The sequence below is a fragment of the Chromobacterium sp. CCUG 30098 genome (genome assembly GCF_059916605.1).
This window is the reverse complement of record NZ_JAUCGS010000007.1, coordinates 92,652-106,530: the sequence shown is the minus strand read 5'-3', so window position 1 is coordinate 106,530 and position 13,879 is coordinate 92,652. Positions and strand designations below refer to the sequence as shown.

12 protein-coding genes are annotated in these 13,879 nt (G+C 62.5%); 8 read left to right on the top strand and 4 right to left on the bottom strand.

The window, feature by feature from the left end; all coding sequences use genetic code 11:
* Window positions 1–20 precede the first annotated feature (20 nt).
* A complete protein-coding gene (gene glnA / locus QUG03_RS16325) occupies window positions 21–1,439 on the bottom strand; it encodes a glutamate--ammonia ligase (RefSeq protein WP_107798505.1) in 1,419 nt (472 codons plus the stop codon).
* Between the two features lie 349 nt (window positions 1,440–1,788).
* Between glnA and QUG03_RS16320 the strand changes: the two genes are divergently transcribed.
* From QUG03_RS16320 to QUG03_RS16295, 6 genes are all read left to right on the top strand, one after another.
* Window positions 1,789–2,241, top strand: a complete 453-nt coding sequence (locus tag QUG03_RS16320) for a rhodanese-like domain-containing protein (RefSeq protein ID WP_107798506.1) — start codon at window positions 1,789–1,791, stop codon at window positions 2,239–2,241.
* Window positions 2,242–2,434: 193 nt separating this feature from the next.
* The gene (gene aroE / locus QUG03_RS16315; RefSeq protein ID WP_500820404.1) at window positions 2,435–3,256 is read left to right on the top strand and encodes a shikimate dehydrogenase; all 822 of its coding nucleotides are present in this window, start codon (window positions 2,435–2,437) and stop codon (window positions 3,254–3,256) included.
* A 111-nt stretch (window positions 3,257–3,367) separates the two neighbouring features.
* Complete coding sequence (gene mtgA, locus QUG03_RS16310; RefSeq protein ID WP_199225817.1) at window positions 3,368–4,054, top strand: monofunctional biosynthetic peptidoglycan transglycosylase; 687 nt, start codon at window positions 3,368–3,370, stop codon at window positions 4,052–4,054.
* Between the two features lie 201 nt (window positions 4,055–4,255).
* Entirely contained in the window at window positions 4,256–5,695 is a 1,440-nt protein-coding gene (gene mgtE / locus QUG03_RS16305) for a magnesium transporter (RefSeq protein WP_107798508.1), read from the top strand.
* An 8-nt stretch (window positions 5,696–5,703) separates the two neighbouring features.
* The gene (gene prmC, locus QUG03_RS16300; RefSeq protein WP_500820469.1) at window positions 5,704–6,522 is read left to right on the top strand and encodes a peptide chain release factor N(5)-glutamine methyltransferase; all 819 of its coding nucleotides are present in this window, start codon (window positions 5,704–5,706) and stop codon (window positions 6,520–6,522) included.
* Window positions 6,522–7,283, top strand: a complete 762-nt coding sequence (locus QUG03_RS16295) for a phosphatase PAP2 family protein (RefSeq protein WP_474454219.1) — start codon at window positions 6,522–6,524, stop codon at window positions 7,281–7,283. Before prmC ends, QUG03_RS16295 begins: the two co-directional genes overlap by 1 nt.
* A gap of 123 nt (window positions 7,284–7,406) precedes the next feature.
* Here the strand turns inward: QUG03_RS16295 and QUG03_RS16290 are convergent, their stop codons facing one another.
* On the bottom strand, window positions 7,407–7,886 hold the full coding sequence (locus tag QUG03_RS16290) for an FKBP-type peptidyl-prolyl cis-trans isomerase (RefSeq protein ID WP_107798510.1): 480 nt from the start codon (window positions 7,884–7,886) through the stop codon (window positions 7,407–7,409).
* Between the two features lie 140 nt (window positions 7,887–8,026).
* On the opposite strand from QUG03_RS16290, the gene QUG03_RS16285 reads away from it, so the two are divergent.
* Window positions 8,027–9,160, top strand: a complete 1,134-nt coding sequence (locus QUG03_RS16285) for a ribosomal protein uL16 3-hydroxylase (protein ID WP_107798511.1) — start codon at window positions 8,027–8,029, stop codon at window positions 9,158–9,160.
* 695 nt (window positions 9,161–9,855) lie between these two features.
* Here QUG03_RS16285 and bamC read toward each other — a convergent pair.
* Both bamC and dapA read right to left on the bottom strand, forming a co-directional pair.
* Complete coding sequence (gene bamC, locus QUG03_RS16280; protein WP_107798512.1) at window positions 9,856–10,983, bottom strand: NlpB/DapX family lipoprotein; 1,128 nt, start codon at window positions 10,981–10,983, stop codon at window positions 9,856–9,858.
* A gap of 31 nt (window positions 10,984–11,014) precedes the next feature.
* Window positions 11,015–11,890: a 4-hydroxy-tetrahydrodipicolinate synthase gene (gene dapA / locus QUG03_RS16275; protein ID WP_107798513.1), complete on the bottom strand. Its 876-nt coding sequence runs from the start codon at window positions 11,888–11,890 to the stop codon at window positions 11,015–11,017.
* 175 nt (window positions 11,891–12,065) lie between these two features.
* Here dapA and QUG03_RS16270 point away from each other — a divergent pair, with 175 nt between their 5' ends.
* On the top strand, window positions 12,066–13,697 hold the full coding sequence (locus tag QUG03_RS16270; RefSeq protein ID WP_107798514.1) for an ABC-F family ATPase: 1,632 nt from the start codon (window positions 12,066–12,068) through the stop codon (window positions 13,695–13,697).
* The last annotated feature ends 182 nt before the right edge of the window (window positions 13,698–13,879 follow it).

The window sequence follows — 13,879 nt, the reverse complement described above, 5'->3', positions numbered from 1 at the left end:
CGTTTTTCCATGCGCCGGTATTACAGCGAGTAATACATCGCGAATTCCACCGGATGGGTGGTCATGCGGGTCAGGTTGACCTCCTGCATCTTCAGCTCGATGTAGGCGTCGATCCAGTCATTGGAGAACACGCCGCCGCGGGTCAGGAACTCGCGGTCCTTGTCCAGAGCGGCCAGCGCCTCGTCCAGGCTAGCGCACACGGTCGGGATCAGCTTGTCTTCTTCCGGCGGCAAATCGTACAGGTTCTTGTCCGCGGCGTCGCCCGGGTGGATCTTGTTCTGGATGCCGTCCAGGCCGGCCATCAGCAGAGCGGAGAAGCACAGATAGGGGTTGGCCAAGGGGTCCGGGAAGCGCGCTTCGATGCGGCGGCCTTTGGGGCTGGCCACATGCGGAATGCGGATGGAGGCGGAGCGGTTCTTGGCGGAGTAGGCCAGCTTCACCGGCGCTTCATAGTGCGGCACCAGGCGTTTGTAAGAGTTGGTGCCCGGGTTGGTGATCGCGTTCAGCGCCTTGGCGTGCTTGATGATGCCGCCGATGTAGTAGAGCGCGGTTTCGGACAGGCCGGCGTAGCCGTCGCCGGCGAACAGGTTCTTGCCGTCCTTCCAGATGGACTGGTGCACGTGCATGCCGGAGCCGTTGTCGCCGACGATGGGCTTGGGCATGAAGGTGGCGGTCTTGCCGTAGCTGTGGGCCACGTTGTGCACCACGTATTTCAGGATCTGGGTCCAGTCCGCGCGCTGGGTCAGGGTGCTGAACCTGGTGCCGATCTCGTTCTGGCCGGCGGTGGCCACTTCGTGGTGGTGCACTTCCACCGGGATGCCCAGCTCTTCGAGCAGCAGCACCATGGCGGAGCGGATGTCTTGCGAGGAATCCACCGGCGGCACCGGGAAGTAACCGCCCTTGATGCCCGGGCGGTGGCCCATATTGCCGCCTTCGAACTCTTCGGCGGACGCCCAGGCGGCTTCTTCGGCCTTGATCTTGACGAAGCAGCCGGACATGTCGGTGCCCCAGGTCACGCTGTCGAAGATGAAGAATTCCGGTTCCGGGCCGAAATAGGCGGTATCGCCCAGGCCGGAAGCCTTAAGATAGGCTTCGGCGCGTTTGGCGATGGAGCGCGGGTCGCGGTCGTAGCCCTTGCCGTCGGCCGGATCGATCACGTCGCAGTGCAGGAAGACGGTGGGTTCGTCGTAGAACGGGTCGATGCGGGCGGTGGCCGGGTCGGCCATCAGCAGCATGTCGGATGCCTGGATGCCTTTCCAGCCCGCGATCGAGGAACCGTCGAAAGCGTGGCCGTGTTCGAACCATGCGTCCGGATCGTCCAGCAGCACATGGGCCGGAATCGACACGTGTTGTTCTTTGCCGCGGGTATCGGTAAAGCGCAGGTCGATGAACTTGACATCATTTTCGGTAATCAGCTTGACTACGTCTGCAACCGCCATGGTTTTCTCCTGAAAGGCTACATGCATCATGTGCGAATGAGTGGATGGCAGGCTCTTAAGCATTAAGCGTGCCAGCTTTGAAATCGCTGAGATTCCATTGTGTCATAGCCCAAAACCGGGCGCTAGCGGAGTTGAATGAACCAGGGTGGTGCCTGGATTCGGCTTATGCACCAAAACAGGGCGTTGACGGCATTGCGGCCGTCTTCGTCGATATGGATAATCCGTATATACCGTATATAAGGTAACGAGAGCGGCTGACAAAACCCCGCTAAGACGCTGAGGCCGGCCGGCGCAGCGTCAAGGGGTGTCGGCGGTTCGACAAGGCGGCCGGGCCGCGGGGAGAGCTTGCATGGATCAGATGACGCGGCTATTGCAACAGGCGCGGCGCCGGGCGGAAGAACAGGGCCTGCCCTATCGCGGTGCCTTGACGCCGCAGGAAGCGCACCAGCTGAAGCAGGCGATGCCGGAAGCGGTGCTGCTGGACGTGCGCAGCGCGGCGGAATGGCAGTTCGTCGGCGTGGTGCCCTATGCCCAGCGGCTGGAGTGGCGGAGCTTTCCCGGCATGCAGCCCAATCCGCGTTTCATCGAGCAATTGCAGGACATGCTGCCCAAGGACGGCGTGCTGATGCTGATGTGCCGTTCCGGCGTGCGCTCGGACGAAGCGGCGCGCATGGCCGCCGCCGCCGGTTACACCGAAGCCTACAACGTGCTGGAGGGGTTTGAGGGCGACAAGGACGCCGACGGCCACCGCAACACCGTGGGCGGCTGGAAAGCGCGCGGCCTGCCCTGGCAACAAGGCTGAGCCGGGGCCGGCGCGGCGACGTCGTGGTTGAAGTTTGGCGTATTCCACGGCAAAGTGTCATAGCGCCGCCGGCAGGGCGGCGCGGACGCGACGAGAGCCGCCAACAAAGCCAAGCGCGACGCGGCGCCGGGGCTTTATTAGCCACTCTCTATCCGAATACCGAAAACATAGCCAAATCTTGGAAAGCTGACTCATGACCGACCGTTACGCCGTTATCGGCAACCCTGTTTCGCACAGCCAGTCGCCGTTCATCCATAACGAATTCGCGACGGCCACCGGCCAGGATATCGCTTACGACAAGTTGTTCGCCGAACTGGGGCGTTTCAACGAGGTGGTGGCCGAGTTCGTCTCCGCCGGCGGCAAGGGCCTCAATATCACGCTGCCGTTCAAGGGCGACGCCTACCGTTTCGCCAATGAGCTGACCGAGCGCGCCCGCGCGGCGGAGGCGGTCAACACCCTGTGCTTCCGCGACGGCAAGATCTACGGCGACAATACCGACGGCGTGGGCCTGGTGCGCGACATCGTGGACAATCTGGACTACCCGATCGCCGGCGCCAAGGTGCTGATCCTGGGCGCGGGCGGCGCGGTGCGCGGCGTGCTGGAACCCATCCTGGCGCAAAAGCCGGCCTCCTTGACCATCGCCAACCGCACGCTGATCAAGGCTGAGGCGCTGGCGCATCACTTCGCGCCCTGGGGCAAGGTGGAGGCCATAGGCTACGAGCAATTGAAGGGCCGCAGCTTCGACATCGTGATCAACGCCACCTCGACCAGCCTCAGCAATGAATTGCCGCCCATCCCCTACGGCCTGTTCACCGCGCGCACCCTGGCTTACGACATGGTGTACAGCAAGGGCCTGACGCCTTTCTTGCAACGCGCGCAGGCGGAAAACGCCGGCATGCTGGCCGACGGCCTGGGCATGCTGGTGGAGCAGGCGGCGGAGTCCTTTGCCATCTGGCGCGGCGTGGAGCCGACCACCCGCAAGGTGACCAATATGCTGCGGGAAGTGCTGGCCTGACGCTCGCCGGGTCCGGCGGGTCCGGACCCATCAACAAGGCGTCGCTTTCCCCTCCCGCGGTTTGAATCCCAATCCCCCTTGCTCTGCGAGGGGGCTCGCTTCGCGAGTCAGATGATGCGTCTCTTCCTGAAAGTACTGGCGGCCCTGATGGCCGCCTTTCTGCTGTATAACCTGTGGATCTTCGGCCATATCGTTTATTGGCGCGGCCACAATCCGTCGGCCAGCGCCTTCATGAACGAACAGCTGGCCAAGCTGCAGCAGGACGATCCCGAGGCGGAGCTGCGCCACAAATGGGTGAGTTACGAGCAGATCTCGCCCAATCTGAAGCGCGCGCTGATCGCGTCGGAAGACGCCAAGTTCGTCGATCACGAAGGTTTCGATTGGGACGGCATCGAGGCCGCTTTCGAAAAAAATCTGAAGAAGGGCAAGATCGTCGCCGGCGGCTCCACCATCAGCCAGCAGCTGGCCAAGAATTTGTTCCTGTCCAGCAGCAAGACGCCGTGGCGCAAGGTGGAGGAAGCCTTGATCACGGTGATGCTGGAAACGGTGTTGGACAAGCGGCGCATTTTCGAGATTTACCTGAACGTGATCGAGTGGGGCAACGGGGTTTTCGGCGCGGAGGCGGCCTCGCGCTATTACTACCGCTCCAGCGCGGCGCGGCTGTCTTCGTCGCAGGCGGCCAAGCTGGCGGCGATGGTGCCCAATCCGCGCTATTACGACAGCCATCGCGGCGCGCCGGGCCTGGCGCGCAAGACCCGCATCATCCAGCGGCGTATGGGCTATGTGGAACTGCCGTGAGCGCCCGGGGGCCGGATTGGAGCGGCGCAGGCGGCATGTTACAATCGCGACTTTCTTTGAGTGCGCCATGCGCGAGGCATGGCGGCTACGCAATGGACTTACCCAGTTACCCCGTAATCCAATCCCGATTTACCGTTAGAGAATAACGCCCGCCTCAGACCGCCCGCGCCGCGCGCGCCATCTGGGCGGAAGGAGACGTGCATGACGGTTGCCTTCAAGCAACAATCCGCCGATCGTCTGCAAGAAAGCCTGGCCCTGGTGCAGCGCCTGATCGAGCGCCAGCGGCAGTTGGAAGATCTTGTATCCCGTCAGGAGGCGTCCGAGCCGCCGACGGACCCGCTGGCCCCGCATTACAATCTGGAAGCGCTGCGGCTGAAGCTGGAGCAGCTGCACCCGGCCGACGTCGCCCATATCCTGGAAGCCTTGCCGCTGGAAGACCGCCTGCTGGTCTGGGACCAGGTGGGCGGCGCGCGCGACGGCGCCATCCTGCTGGAAGTGTCCGACGCGGTCAGGGAATCGCTGATCGAAGTGATGGAGCACGGCGAGCTGGTCAACGCCGCCGAGCAACTGGACGCCGACGAACTGGCCGAACTGGCGCCGGACATGCCGCGCCAGGTGGTGTACGAAGTGATGGGCGGCCTGGACGAGGAAGAGCGCGCCCAGCTGCAATCCGCGCTGTCCTACGATGAGGACAAGGTCGGCGCGCTGATGGACTTCGACCTGGTCAAGATTCGCGCCGACGTCAGCTGCGAAGTGGTGCTGCGCTATCTGCGCCGTTTCGACGAACTGCCGGCGCATACCGACAAAATCTTCGTCATCGACGACTTGGGCCTGCTCAAGGGCGTGCTGTCCATCCGCAAACTGCTGGTGTCCGACCCCGACGCCTTGGTGGCCGAAGTGATGGCCACCGAGCTGGTCAGCTTCAGCCCGGACGAGGACGCCGCCGACGCGGCGCTGGCCTTCGAGCGCTACGACTTGATCACCGCGCCGGTGGTGGACGAGGCCGGCAAGCTGATCGGCCGGCTGACCGTGGACGAGATGGTGGACGTGATCCGCGAGGAATCCGACAGTGAAGTGCTGAATCTGGCCGGCTTGAAAGAGGAAGAAGACCTGTTCGCGCCGGTGATCGACTCGGTGAAGAACCGCTGGGCCTGGCTGGCGATCAATCTGTGCACCGCCTTCATCGCCTCGCGGGTGATCGGCGTGTTCGAACATTCCATTTCCCAATTGGTGGCCCTGGCCGCGCTGATGCCCATCGTCGCCGGCATCGGCGGCAACTCCGGCAATCAAACCATCACCATGATCGTGCGGGCGCTGGCCATGGGGCAGATGCAGCTGAGCCAGGCCTGGCGTTTGTGGCGCAAGGAGTTGCGAGTCAGCATGATCAACGGCGTGCTGTGGGGCGGGGTGATAGGCAGCGTGGCCTGGCTGTTGTACGGCAGCTTTTCGCTGGGTCTGGTGATGCTGGGCGCGATGCTGCTCAATCTGATGCTGGCCGCCACCATGGGCGTGTTGATTCCCTGCCTGATGCAGCGCTCCGGCCGCGACCCGGCGCTGGGCTCCAGCGTGCTGATCACCGCCTGCACCGACTCCGGCGGCTTTTTCATTTTCCTGGGTCTCGCCACCCTGTTCCTGTTGTGACGACCATGCTGACGATAGCCGAGGCGCTGCGCCTATACCCCTTGCCCCGCCTGGAAGCCCGCATGTTGTTGCAGCAGGCGGCGCCGGAGCTGACTCACGCCCGCATCGCGGCCTACCCGGAACAGACGCTGAGCGCGGAACAGGAGGCGTGTTTCCGCGCGCTGGCCGCCCGGCGCGCCGCCGGCGAGCCGGTGGCCTATCTGATCGGCCGGCGAGAATTCTACGGCCGCGATTTCACCGTGGGCCCGCAGGTATTGATCCCCCGGCCGGAAACCGAGCACTTGATCGAGGCGGCCTTGCAGCGGTTTGGCGACCGCGCCGCCCGCGTCGTCGACCTGGGCACCGGCAGCGGCGCCATCGCCGCGACGCTGGCGCTGGAGGCGCCGGCATGGCGGGTCTGCGCCGTTGATCTGTCGCCGGAGGCGCTGGCCATCGCGCGCGGCAACGCGGAACGCCTGGGCGCGCGCGTCGATTTTTATCAGGGCAGCTGGTATCAAGCCTTGCCCGAGAACGCGGTCTTCGATCTCATCGTGTCCAATCCGCCGTATATACAGCGTAACGACGAACACCTGGGGCAGGGGGATGTGCGCTTCGAGCCGCGGATGGCGCTGACCGACGAGGCCGATGGGCTGGACTGTCTGCGCGCCATCGCCGCCGACGCGCCGCGACGGCTGGCGCCGGGCGGCGGCTTGATCGTCGAGCACGGCTACGACCAGGGCGCGGCGGTGCGCGGGCTTTTCGCCGACGCGGGTTTGCTGCAAGTGGAAACCATTGTCGATCTGGCGGGTCTGGATCGAATCACCCTTGCAACGATGAAAGCTGACTGATGTGGTTTAAGTTGTCCTGTTTGCGCCGGCTGTGGCCGGCGTTGTTGTTATTGCCGCTGGCGATTCCGCTGGCGGCGTCTCCGGTCTTCAATCGCGATTTATTCCTGATTTTGCATGAAGCCGGCCGCGTCGCGCCCGGCGCGTTCTGGCGTCTGTTGAGCGTGCTGGGCGACTGGCCCACGGTGCTGGCCCTGCTGCTGGCCTTGAGCTGGCGGCGGCCGGACAAGCTGCCGGCCTTGTTGGCGGGCTGCGGCGTCGGCGTGTTTCTGGCCATCGCGCTCAAGGCGGGCTTCGCCGTGCCGCGACCGCCGTTGGCGCTGCCGCCGGGCTCGGTGCAATTGCTGGATGATTTGCCCGGCAACGGCTCTTTCCCCTCCGGCCATGCGATGGCATCCGCCACGCTGGCGAGCTTTCTTTATTATTCAGGCGTCTTGCGCCGCGGAGCCTTGCTGACGGCGGCCGTGGCCTTGGTGATGCTGTCGCGCTTGGCGATAGGCGTGCACTGGCCGCTGGATGTGACGGTGGGCGCCTTGCTGGGATGGGCGTCCATGAGCGCCGCTTGCCGCTGGGCCTGGCCTCGGGGATGGCCGGCGGGCTTGAGCGCGCGGCTGCAGTCGCTGATGCTGCCGGCCTTGGCGCTGCAGCTGCTGTGGCTGTTGTACAAGCCGGGCAGCCATGAGGAGTACGGCCTGAGGCTGGCGGTGTGCGCGCTGGTGCTGGCCGCAGGTTGTTGGCGCTGGCGGCGCGCGCGCTTGGGATAGCGCCGGAGCGTTCGCGCTCAGGCATGACAAAGGCGGCCCAATGGGCCGCCTTTGTCGAAATCAGGCCGGCGCGCCGGCAAAAGCATTACAATGACGCCGGTGCCGGCAGGGCCGGATGCCTGATCAATGGTGGTGGCCGTGCTCGCCGTGGGCGTGACCATGGCTGACTTCATCGGCGCTGGCGGCGCGGATTTCCACTACCTTGGCGGTGAAGCGGATGCTCTGGCCGGCCAGCGGGTGGTTGGCGTCGACCACGGCCTTGCCGTCGGCGATGTCGGTGACGCGGAACAGCAGCACGTCGCCGGTTTCCGGATCGTCGGCTTCGAACATCATGCCGACTTCGACGTCAGCCGGGAACACGTCCAGGTCTTCCAAGCGGATCAGTTCTTCTTCCGGGTCGCCGAAAGCGTCGTCCGGCGTCATCTTGACGTCGATGGCGTCGCCAACGGCCTTGCCTTCCAAAGCTTCTTCCACCAGCGGGAAGATGCCGTCGTAGCCACCGTGCAGATAGCTGATCGGCTCTTCGGTCTTGTCGAGGAGGTTGTTGTCAGCGTCGAACATCTCGTAGTGGAGGGTCACGACGGTGTTTTTGGAGATTTGCATGAGTGCGGATCCGTGAAGGAAGGTAAATAAAGCGGATGGCGGCGCAAGCCGGCCATCGAAAACGATTTTCAGATGCGCCGCCAATTGCGCGCATCCCATATTGTAAACCATTGCCGGGCGTTTCAGCCCGTGAAACTGCCATGAACACAACAACTTTGCTGGGCGGGATGTCGCCCGAACAGTTCCTCGCCGAGTACTGGCACAAGAAGCCTTTGCTGATCCGCGGCGCCCTGACCGAGGTGGGGCCGCTGGCGGATTTTTCGGTGCTGTCGCAACTGGCGACCCGCGAAGACGCGGAGTCGCGTCTGATTGAATGCCGCAACGGCCGCTGGAGCCTGGAGCGCGGTCCGTTCCGCCCGGCGCGTTTCCGCCGGCTGCCGGAGACGGACTGGACCTTGCTGGTGCAGGGCGTTAACCAGCATCTGCCGCATATCGACGAGCTGCTGTGGCGTTTCAATTTCATTCCCTATGCGCGGCTGGACGATCTGATGATCAGCTACGCGCCGCCGGGCGGCACCGTGGGGCCGCATTTCGACGCCTATGACGTGTTCCTCTTGCAAGTGGGCGGGCGCAAGCGCTGGCAGATCTCCACCCAGCACGACGACGACTTCATCGAAGACGCGCCGATCCGGGTGCTGAAGGACTTCCGTTGCGAGCAGGAGTTCGTGCTGGAGCACGGCGACATGCTCTATCTGCCGCCCAAGTGCGCGCATCACGGCGTGGCGCTGGACCCGGGCATGACTTATTCGATCGGCTTCCGCGCGCCGCCGGCGCAGGAACTGGCGACGCAATTCCTGGTGCATCTGCAGGACCGCATCTGCGCGGAAGGCGTGTACGCCGATCCCGGGCTCAAGCTGCAGCAGGACCCGGCGCGGATCGGCGACGAGATGGTGGAGCAGGTCAGCCGTCTGCTGGAGCAGATCCGTTGGGACAAGGCCGCGGTGGGGGACTTCCTGGGCCACTATCTGACCGAACCCAAGGCGCATGTATTTTACGACGCGCCGGAAGAGGAGTTGGATGAGGCCGAATTCGAGAGCGAAGCGACATTGCGCGGACTGGAACTGGACCGCAAGAGCCAGATCCTGTTCTGTGGCGATAGTTTCTATTGCAACGGCGAGAAACTGGAGGCCGCGGAAGAGGATTTCGCCGCTTGGCGCGCCTTCGCCAATGCCAGGAGCATTGCCGGCGCGGCGCTTGGGCCTGGCATGCAGGAATGTTTGTACGAGGGATACCTGGCAGGCTATTGGCATTTGGCGACGAATGTAGCAAAATAACCACAGAAATTGTTCGGATGCGCAAGTGAGATCGACAAATTCTGGCCTCAACGACAGGGGTAAACGCCCGTTTTTGTGGCTATGCTGCTTTGCGGAAGAGGATTATGGGCAAAGGTGTTTTTTTGGAATTTTGCCCCCTATACAGCCTTTTTTTTCGTGATACAATTTGCGCACTGATGGATTTTCAGTCGCCCGGCTTATTTCGAAGACCGTGCGATAACTGACGTCTTGTTCAACTTATCCTCAAAGGTAATGAAAAAATGAAACAGTCGCTCCTCGTTGCTGCCCTGCTGGCTGTAGCCCTGTCCGCTTGCGGTAAGAAAGCTGAAGCTCCGGCTGAAGCTTCCGCTCCTGCTGTTGAAGCATCCGCTCCGGCTGCCGCTCCGGCATCCGCTCCGGCTGCTGAAGCTTCCGCTCCGGCTGCTGCTTCCGCTCCGGCTGCTGAGGCTTCCGCTGCCAAGTAATTCTTGGCCTGCGACAAAAAAACCGGCTATGGCCGGTTTTTTTGTATCTGTAGCAAATGGAACAAGGGGTGTTGCAACATGAAAACAACACAATTGTCTGTTCGCTACAAAGCGTTACATTTCGCCTGATAACGGATGGCCGGATTCATTGACCGGCCATTGGGAAAACAAGGCGCAAAGAAAAGCCCGCGACAGCGGGCTTTATCTTTTGGGACGCGTTGATTTCGCGTTTTATTGCAGCTCGGTTTGCAGCTTGGACAGCGCGGCCTTGCTGAAGGCGTCCGACAGCGGCTTGCCTTGTTTGTCCTGGATGGACACCGTGCTGGAGCCGGGCGCGGTTTCCTTGATCTGCACGCGGTATTCCTGCTCCGTGGGTTTGGCGGATTTGCCGTCGTCGCTCTTCCAGAAGGCGAGGCCGGACCAGAAGCCGCCGGACTCGTTCTTGTCAGTTTCGCTCTTGGCCGGTTTGACGAAGTAAACGCCCTGGGAACGGTCGCGGTCGCTGACCACCAGGCCGACGCGGTCCAGCGCCAGGCCGACGCGGCGCCAAGCGCGGTCGAACTCGTCGCTGAGCAGCAACTGGCCGTCGACGATGGGGGTTTGCGGCTTGGCCGGCGCGCTCAGCGTCTGCTTGACCTGTTCGCGGGCTTTATCTTCCGCCATGCCCAGATTCATCATGAAGCGGCCCAGCAACTCGGCTTCCAGGCCCGGGTCGGTGGCGCGCGGCTGCCAGATGGTATTGGTCTTGGTGGTGTCGGCATAGACTTCTTCCATGCCGCGGTGGGAGAAGTAAACTTCCGTGCCGTTGGCGGTCTTTTCCAGACGAATGCGGAACTTGTCGCGCTCGCCGGTGGAGTAGACGCTGCCGAGGCCGACGGTTTCCAGCAGCTTGCGCAGACCGTCGTTGGGCAGTTTGGCGCGGTTTTCCGCCCAATCCGTTTCCATCACGCCCACGGCCGGGTCTTCGCTCTTGATCACGAAGCCGTTGTCCTGCCAGAAGGCTTTCAGCGCGGGCCACAGCTGTTCCGGGCTCTTGCCGGATACAACCAGCCAGCGCTGGGTGCCGGCGCGTTCCATCTTGACGTTGTCCAGCTGGTTCAGCGCGACCGAGCTGCCGGCCGCCGGTTGTTGCGCCGGCGCGTCGGTCTTGGCGCCCTGGGCGGCGGCGCTGGCAGCGCCTGGGATGGTGTATTTGTTCTGGACTTGCGGCGCGGTCAGATCCGGCGGCACTTCCAGAGTGTTGACGGTTTTGGGCTTGTCGGACTGGTAGTCCAGCTTTTTGGTCAGCGGCTGTTGCGAGCTGCAACCGGCGATAATGCCAGTTGCCAGCAGAATCGCGGCGGGCGCGGTTCGTTTCATGCGGTCTCCCATCGTTTCGGCAGGGGAAGGGTTAAAGGACGTCGGCTTGTTTCATCGCCGCTTCCACGGCCGCTTGCGCGTCGGGGGAGAGCGGAGTCAGCGGCAGGCGGATGCCGGAGGGAATCCGGTTCATCCGCGTCAGCGCCCACTTGGCCGGAATCGGGTTGGGTTCGATAAACAGCTGCTTGTGCAGGCCTTGCAGCTTGTCGTTGATCTCGCGAGCCAGCTTGGCGTTGCCGCTGGTGGCGGCTTTGCACAGCTCGCTCATGGATTTGGGGGCGATGTTGGCGGTGACCGAGATCACGCCGTGGCCGCCGCACAGCATGAAGGCCATGCCGGTGGCGTCATCGCCGGAATAAAGGGTGAAGCCGTCCGGAACGCGCATGACCAGATCGCAGGCGCGGCCGATGTCGCCGGTGGCGTCTTTCAGGCCGACGATGTTGGGGTGGGCGGCCAGGCGCAGCGCGGTGTCGTTGCTCATGTCGGCAACGGTGCGGCCGGGCACATTATAAAGAATGACCGGCAGCTTGCTGGCGTCGGCGATCGCTTTGAAATGCTGGTACAGACCTTCCTGAGTGGGCTTGTTGTAATAAGGCACGACGGACAGCACGTAATCGGCGCCAACCTCCTGGGACAGGTGGCTCAGCTCGATCGCTTCGGCCGTGGAGTTGCCGCCGGCGCCGGCGACGACTTTGACGCGGCCTTCAGCGTATTCGACAACCGCCTTGACCACGGCGATATGCTCGGTCACGTTCAATGTGGCGGATTCGCCCGTGGTGCCAACCGCGACAATGCCGTCGGTGCCATTCTCAATATGGAAATCGACGAGTCGTCGCAGTGCCTCGTAGTCCACCGAGCCGTCTGCGGACATCGGGGTGACCAGGGCGACCAAGCTGCCGGTAAGCATAGTTCAGCCTATCTCAGGGAATAGAAAACAAGGCTTACGATTGTAGCGGAATTCCAGATGCTGGCAAAAGGTAGGCGGCGTTTCCGTGACGGACGGCTCGGGAAAACGCCGGCACTGTGCTAGAATCCCACGTTTTTCCGATACTTACGGCTATTTGGCTGAAGGATCCCTAAGCGTGATTACCACAAGCAACATTACCATGCAGTTTGGCGTCAAACCTTTGTTCGAAAAGGTTTCCGTCAAATTTGGCGAAGGCAACCGTTACGGCCTGATCGGCGCCAACGGTTCCGGCAAATCCACTTTTATGAAGATTCTGGGTGGCGACCTGGAGCAGACCAGCGGCGAGGTGGCCATCGAGAACGGTCTGCGCCTGGGTAAGCTGCGTCAGGATCAGTTCGCCTATGAAGATCAGCGCGTCATCGACGTGGTGATGATGGGCCACACCGAGATGTGGGCTGCGATGAGCGAACGCGACGCCATCTACGCCAACCCGGAGGCCAGCGAAGACGACTATATGCACGCGGCCGAACTGGAAGCCAAGTTCGCCGAATACGACGGCTACACCGCCGAGGCGCGCGCGGGCGAGCTGCTGATGGGCGTGGGCATTCCGGTGGAACAGCACGCCGGCCCGATGAGCGAAGTGGCGCCGGGCTGGAAGCTGCGCGTCTTGCTGGCGCAAGCCCTGTTCTCCAATCCGGACATCCTGTTGCTGGACGAACCGACCAACAACCTGGACATCAACACCATCCGCTGGCTGGAACACGTGCTCAACGAGCGCAACGCCACCATGATCATCATTTCGCACGACCGTCACTTCCTGAACTCGGTGTGCACCCATATGGCGGACTTGGACTACAACACCATCCGCATCTACCCGGGCAACTACGACGACTATATGATCGCGTCGGCTCAGGCAAGAGAGCGTCAGCTGTCGTCCAACAGCAAGGCCAAGGAACGCATCCAGGAACTGCAGGAGTTCGTGGCCCGCTTCTCCGCCAACAAATCCAAGGCGCGCCAGGCGACCAGCCGACTGAAGCAGGTGGACAAGCTGAAGTCCGAAATGGTGGAAGTGAAGCCGTCCAGCCGTCAGAACCCGTTCATCCGTTTTGAAATGGACGACAAGTTCAAGCTGCACCGTCAGGCGGTGGAGGTGGATCACCTGAACAAGGCTTACGACGCCAAGGTGCTGTTCAAGGATCTGAGTCTGATCCTGGAAGCCGGCGCCCGTCTGGCCGTCATCGGCCCCAACGGCGCGGGCAAGACCTCGCTGGTCAAGCTGTTGGCCGGCGCCTTCAACGCGCCGTTCGCCGAAGGTCTGAGCGCCGACCGCGGTTCGATCAAATGGGCGGAAAAAGCCCAGGTCGGCTATTTCGCCCAGGACCATGAAGCCGATTTCGACAGCGATATGACGCTGACCGAATGGATGCGCGAATGGGGCCAGGAAGGCGACGACGAGCAGGTGATCCGCGGCACGCTGGGCCGTCTGTTGTTCGGCGGCGACGAAGTGGGCAAGCCGGTGCGCGTGCTGTCCGGCGGCGAGAAGGGACGCATGCTGTACGGCAAGCTGATTCTGCAAAAGCCCAATGTGATGATCATGGACGAACCGACCAACCATATGGATATGGAATCGATCGAGTCCCTGAACATGGCGCTGGAGAAGTACAAGGGCACCCTGGTCTTCGTTTCCCACGATCGTCAGTTCGTCAGCTCGCTGGCGACGCACGTGCTGGAACTGGACGGCAAGGGCGGTTACGACTACTACACCGGCAACTACGAAGACTATCTGGCCAGCAAGGGCCTGGAGTAAGCCTCGGCTCTTGGTCGGTTACACGCGGTAACTGACCTGTAGAGCAGTTGCTTTACCGGCGGGAGTCAGTGCGCTATATTGCAGTGCGTCTTGTGCGCTGCAATGGCTGCAGCGCACAAACTCCCGCTTTTCTTTTTTGCTTTAGAAAATAACCAATAAAAACAGGTGTTTGGCCATAGGTG

Excerpts from the sequence above, each read along its gene's own strand:
- aroE (WP_500820404.1), top strand. The coding sequence starts at position 2,435 with ATGACCGACCGTTACGCCGTTATCGGCAACCCTGTTTCGCACAGCCAG.
- QUG03_RS16295 (WP_474454219.1), top strand. The coding sequence starts at position 6,522 with ATGTGGTTTAAGTTGTCCTGTTTGCGCCGGCTGTGGCCGGCGTTGTTG.
- dapA (WP_107798513.1), bottom strand. The coding sequence starts at position 11,890 with ATGCTTACCGGCAGCTTGGTCGCCCTGGTCACCCCGATGTCCGCAGAC.
- QUG03_RS16290 (WP_107798510.1), bottom strand. The coding sequence starts at position 7,886 with ATGCAAATCTCCAAAAACACCGTCGTGACCCTCCACTACGAGATGTTC.
- mgtE (WP_107798508.1), top strand. The coding sequence starts at position 4,256 with ATGACGGTTGCCTTCAAGCAACAATCCGCCGATCGTCTGCAAGAAAGC.
- bamC (WP_107798512.1), bottom strand. The coding sequence starts at position 10,983 with ATGAAACGAACCGCGCCCGCCGCGATTCTGCTGGCAACTGGCATTATC.
- glnA (WP_107798505.1), bottom strand. The coding sequence starts at position 1,439 with ATGGCGGTTGCAGACGTAGTCAAGCTGATTACCGAAAATGATGTCAAG.
- QUG03_RS16285 (WP_107798511.1), top strand. The coding sequence starts at position 8,027 with ATGAACACAACAACTTTGCTGGGCGGGATGTCGCCCGAACAGTTCCTC.
- QUG03_RS16320 (WP_107798506.1), top strand. The coding sequence starts at position 1,789 with ATGGATCAGATGACGCGGCTATTGCAACAGGCGCGGCGCCGGGCGGAA.
- mtgA (WP_199225817.1), top strand. The coding sequence starts at position 3,368 with ATGATGCGTCTCTTCCTGAAAGTACTGGCGGCCCTGATGGCCGCCTTT.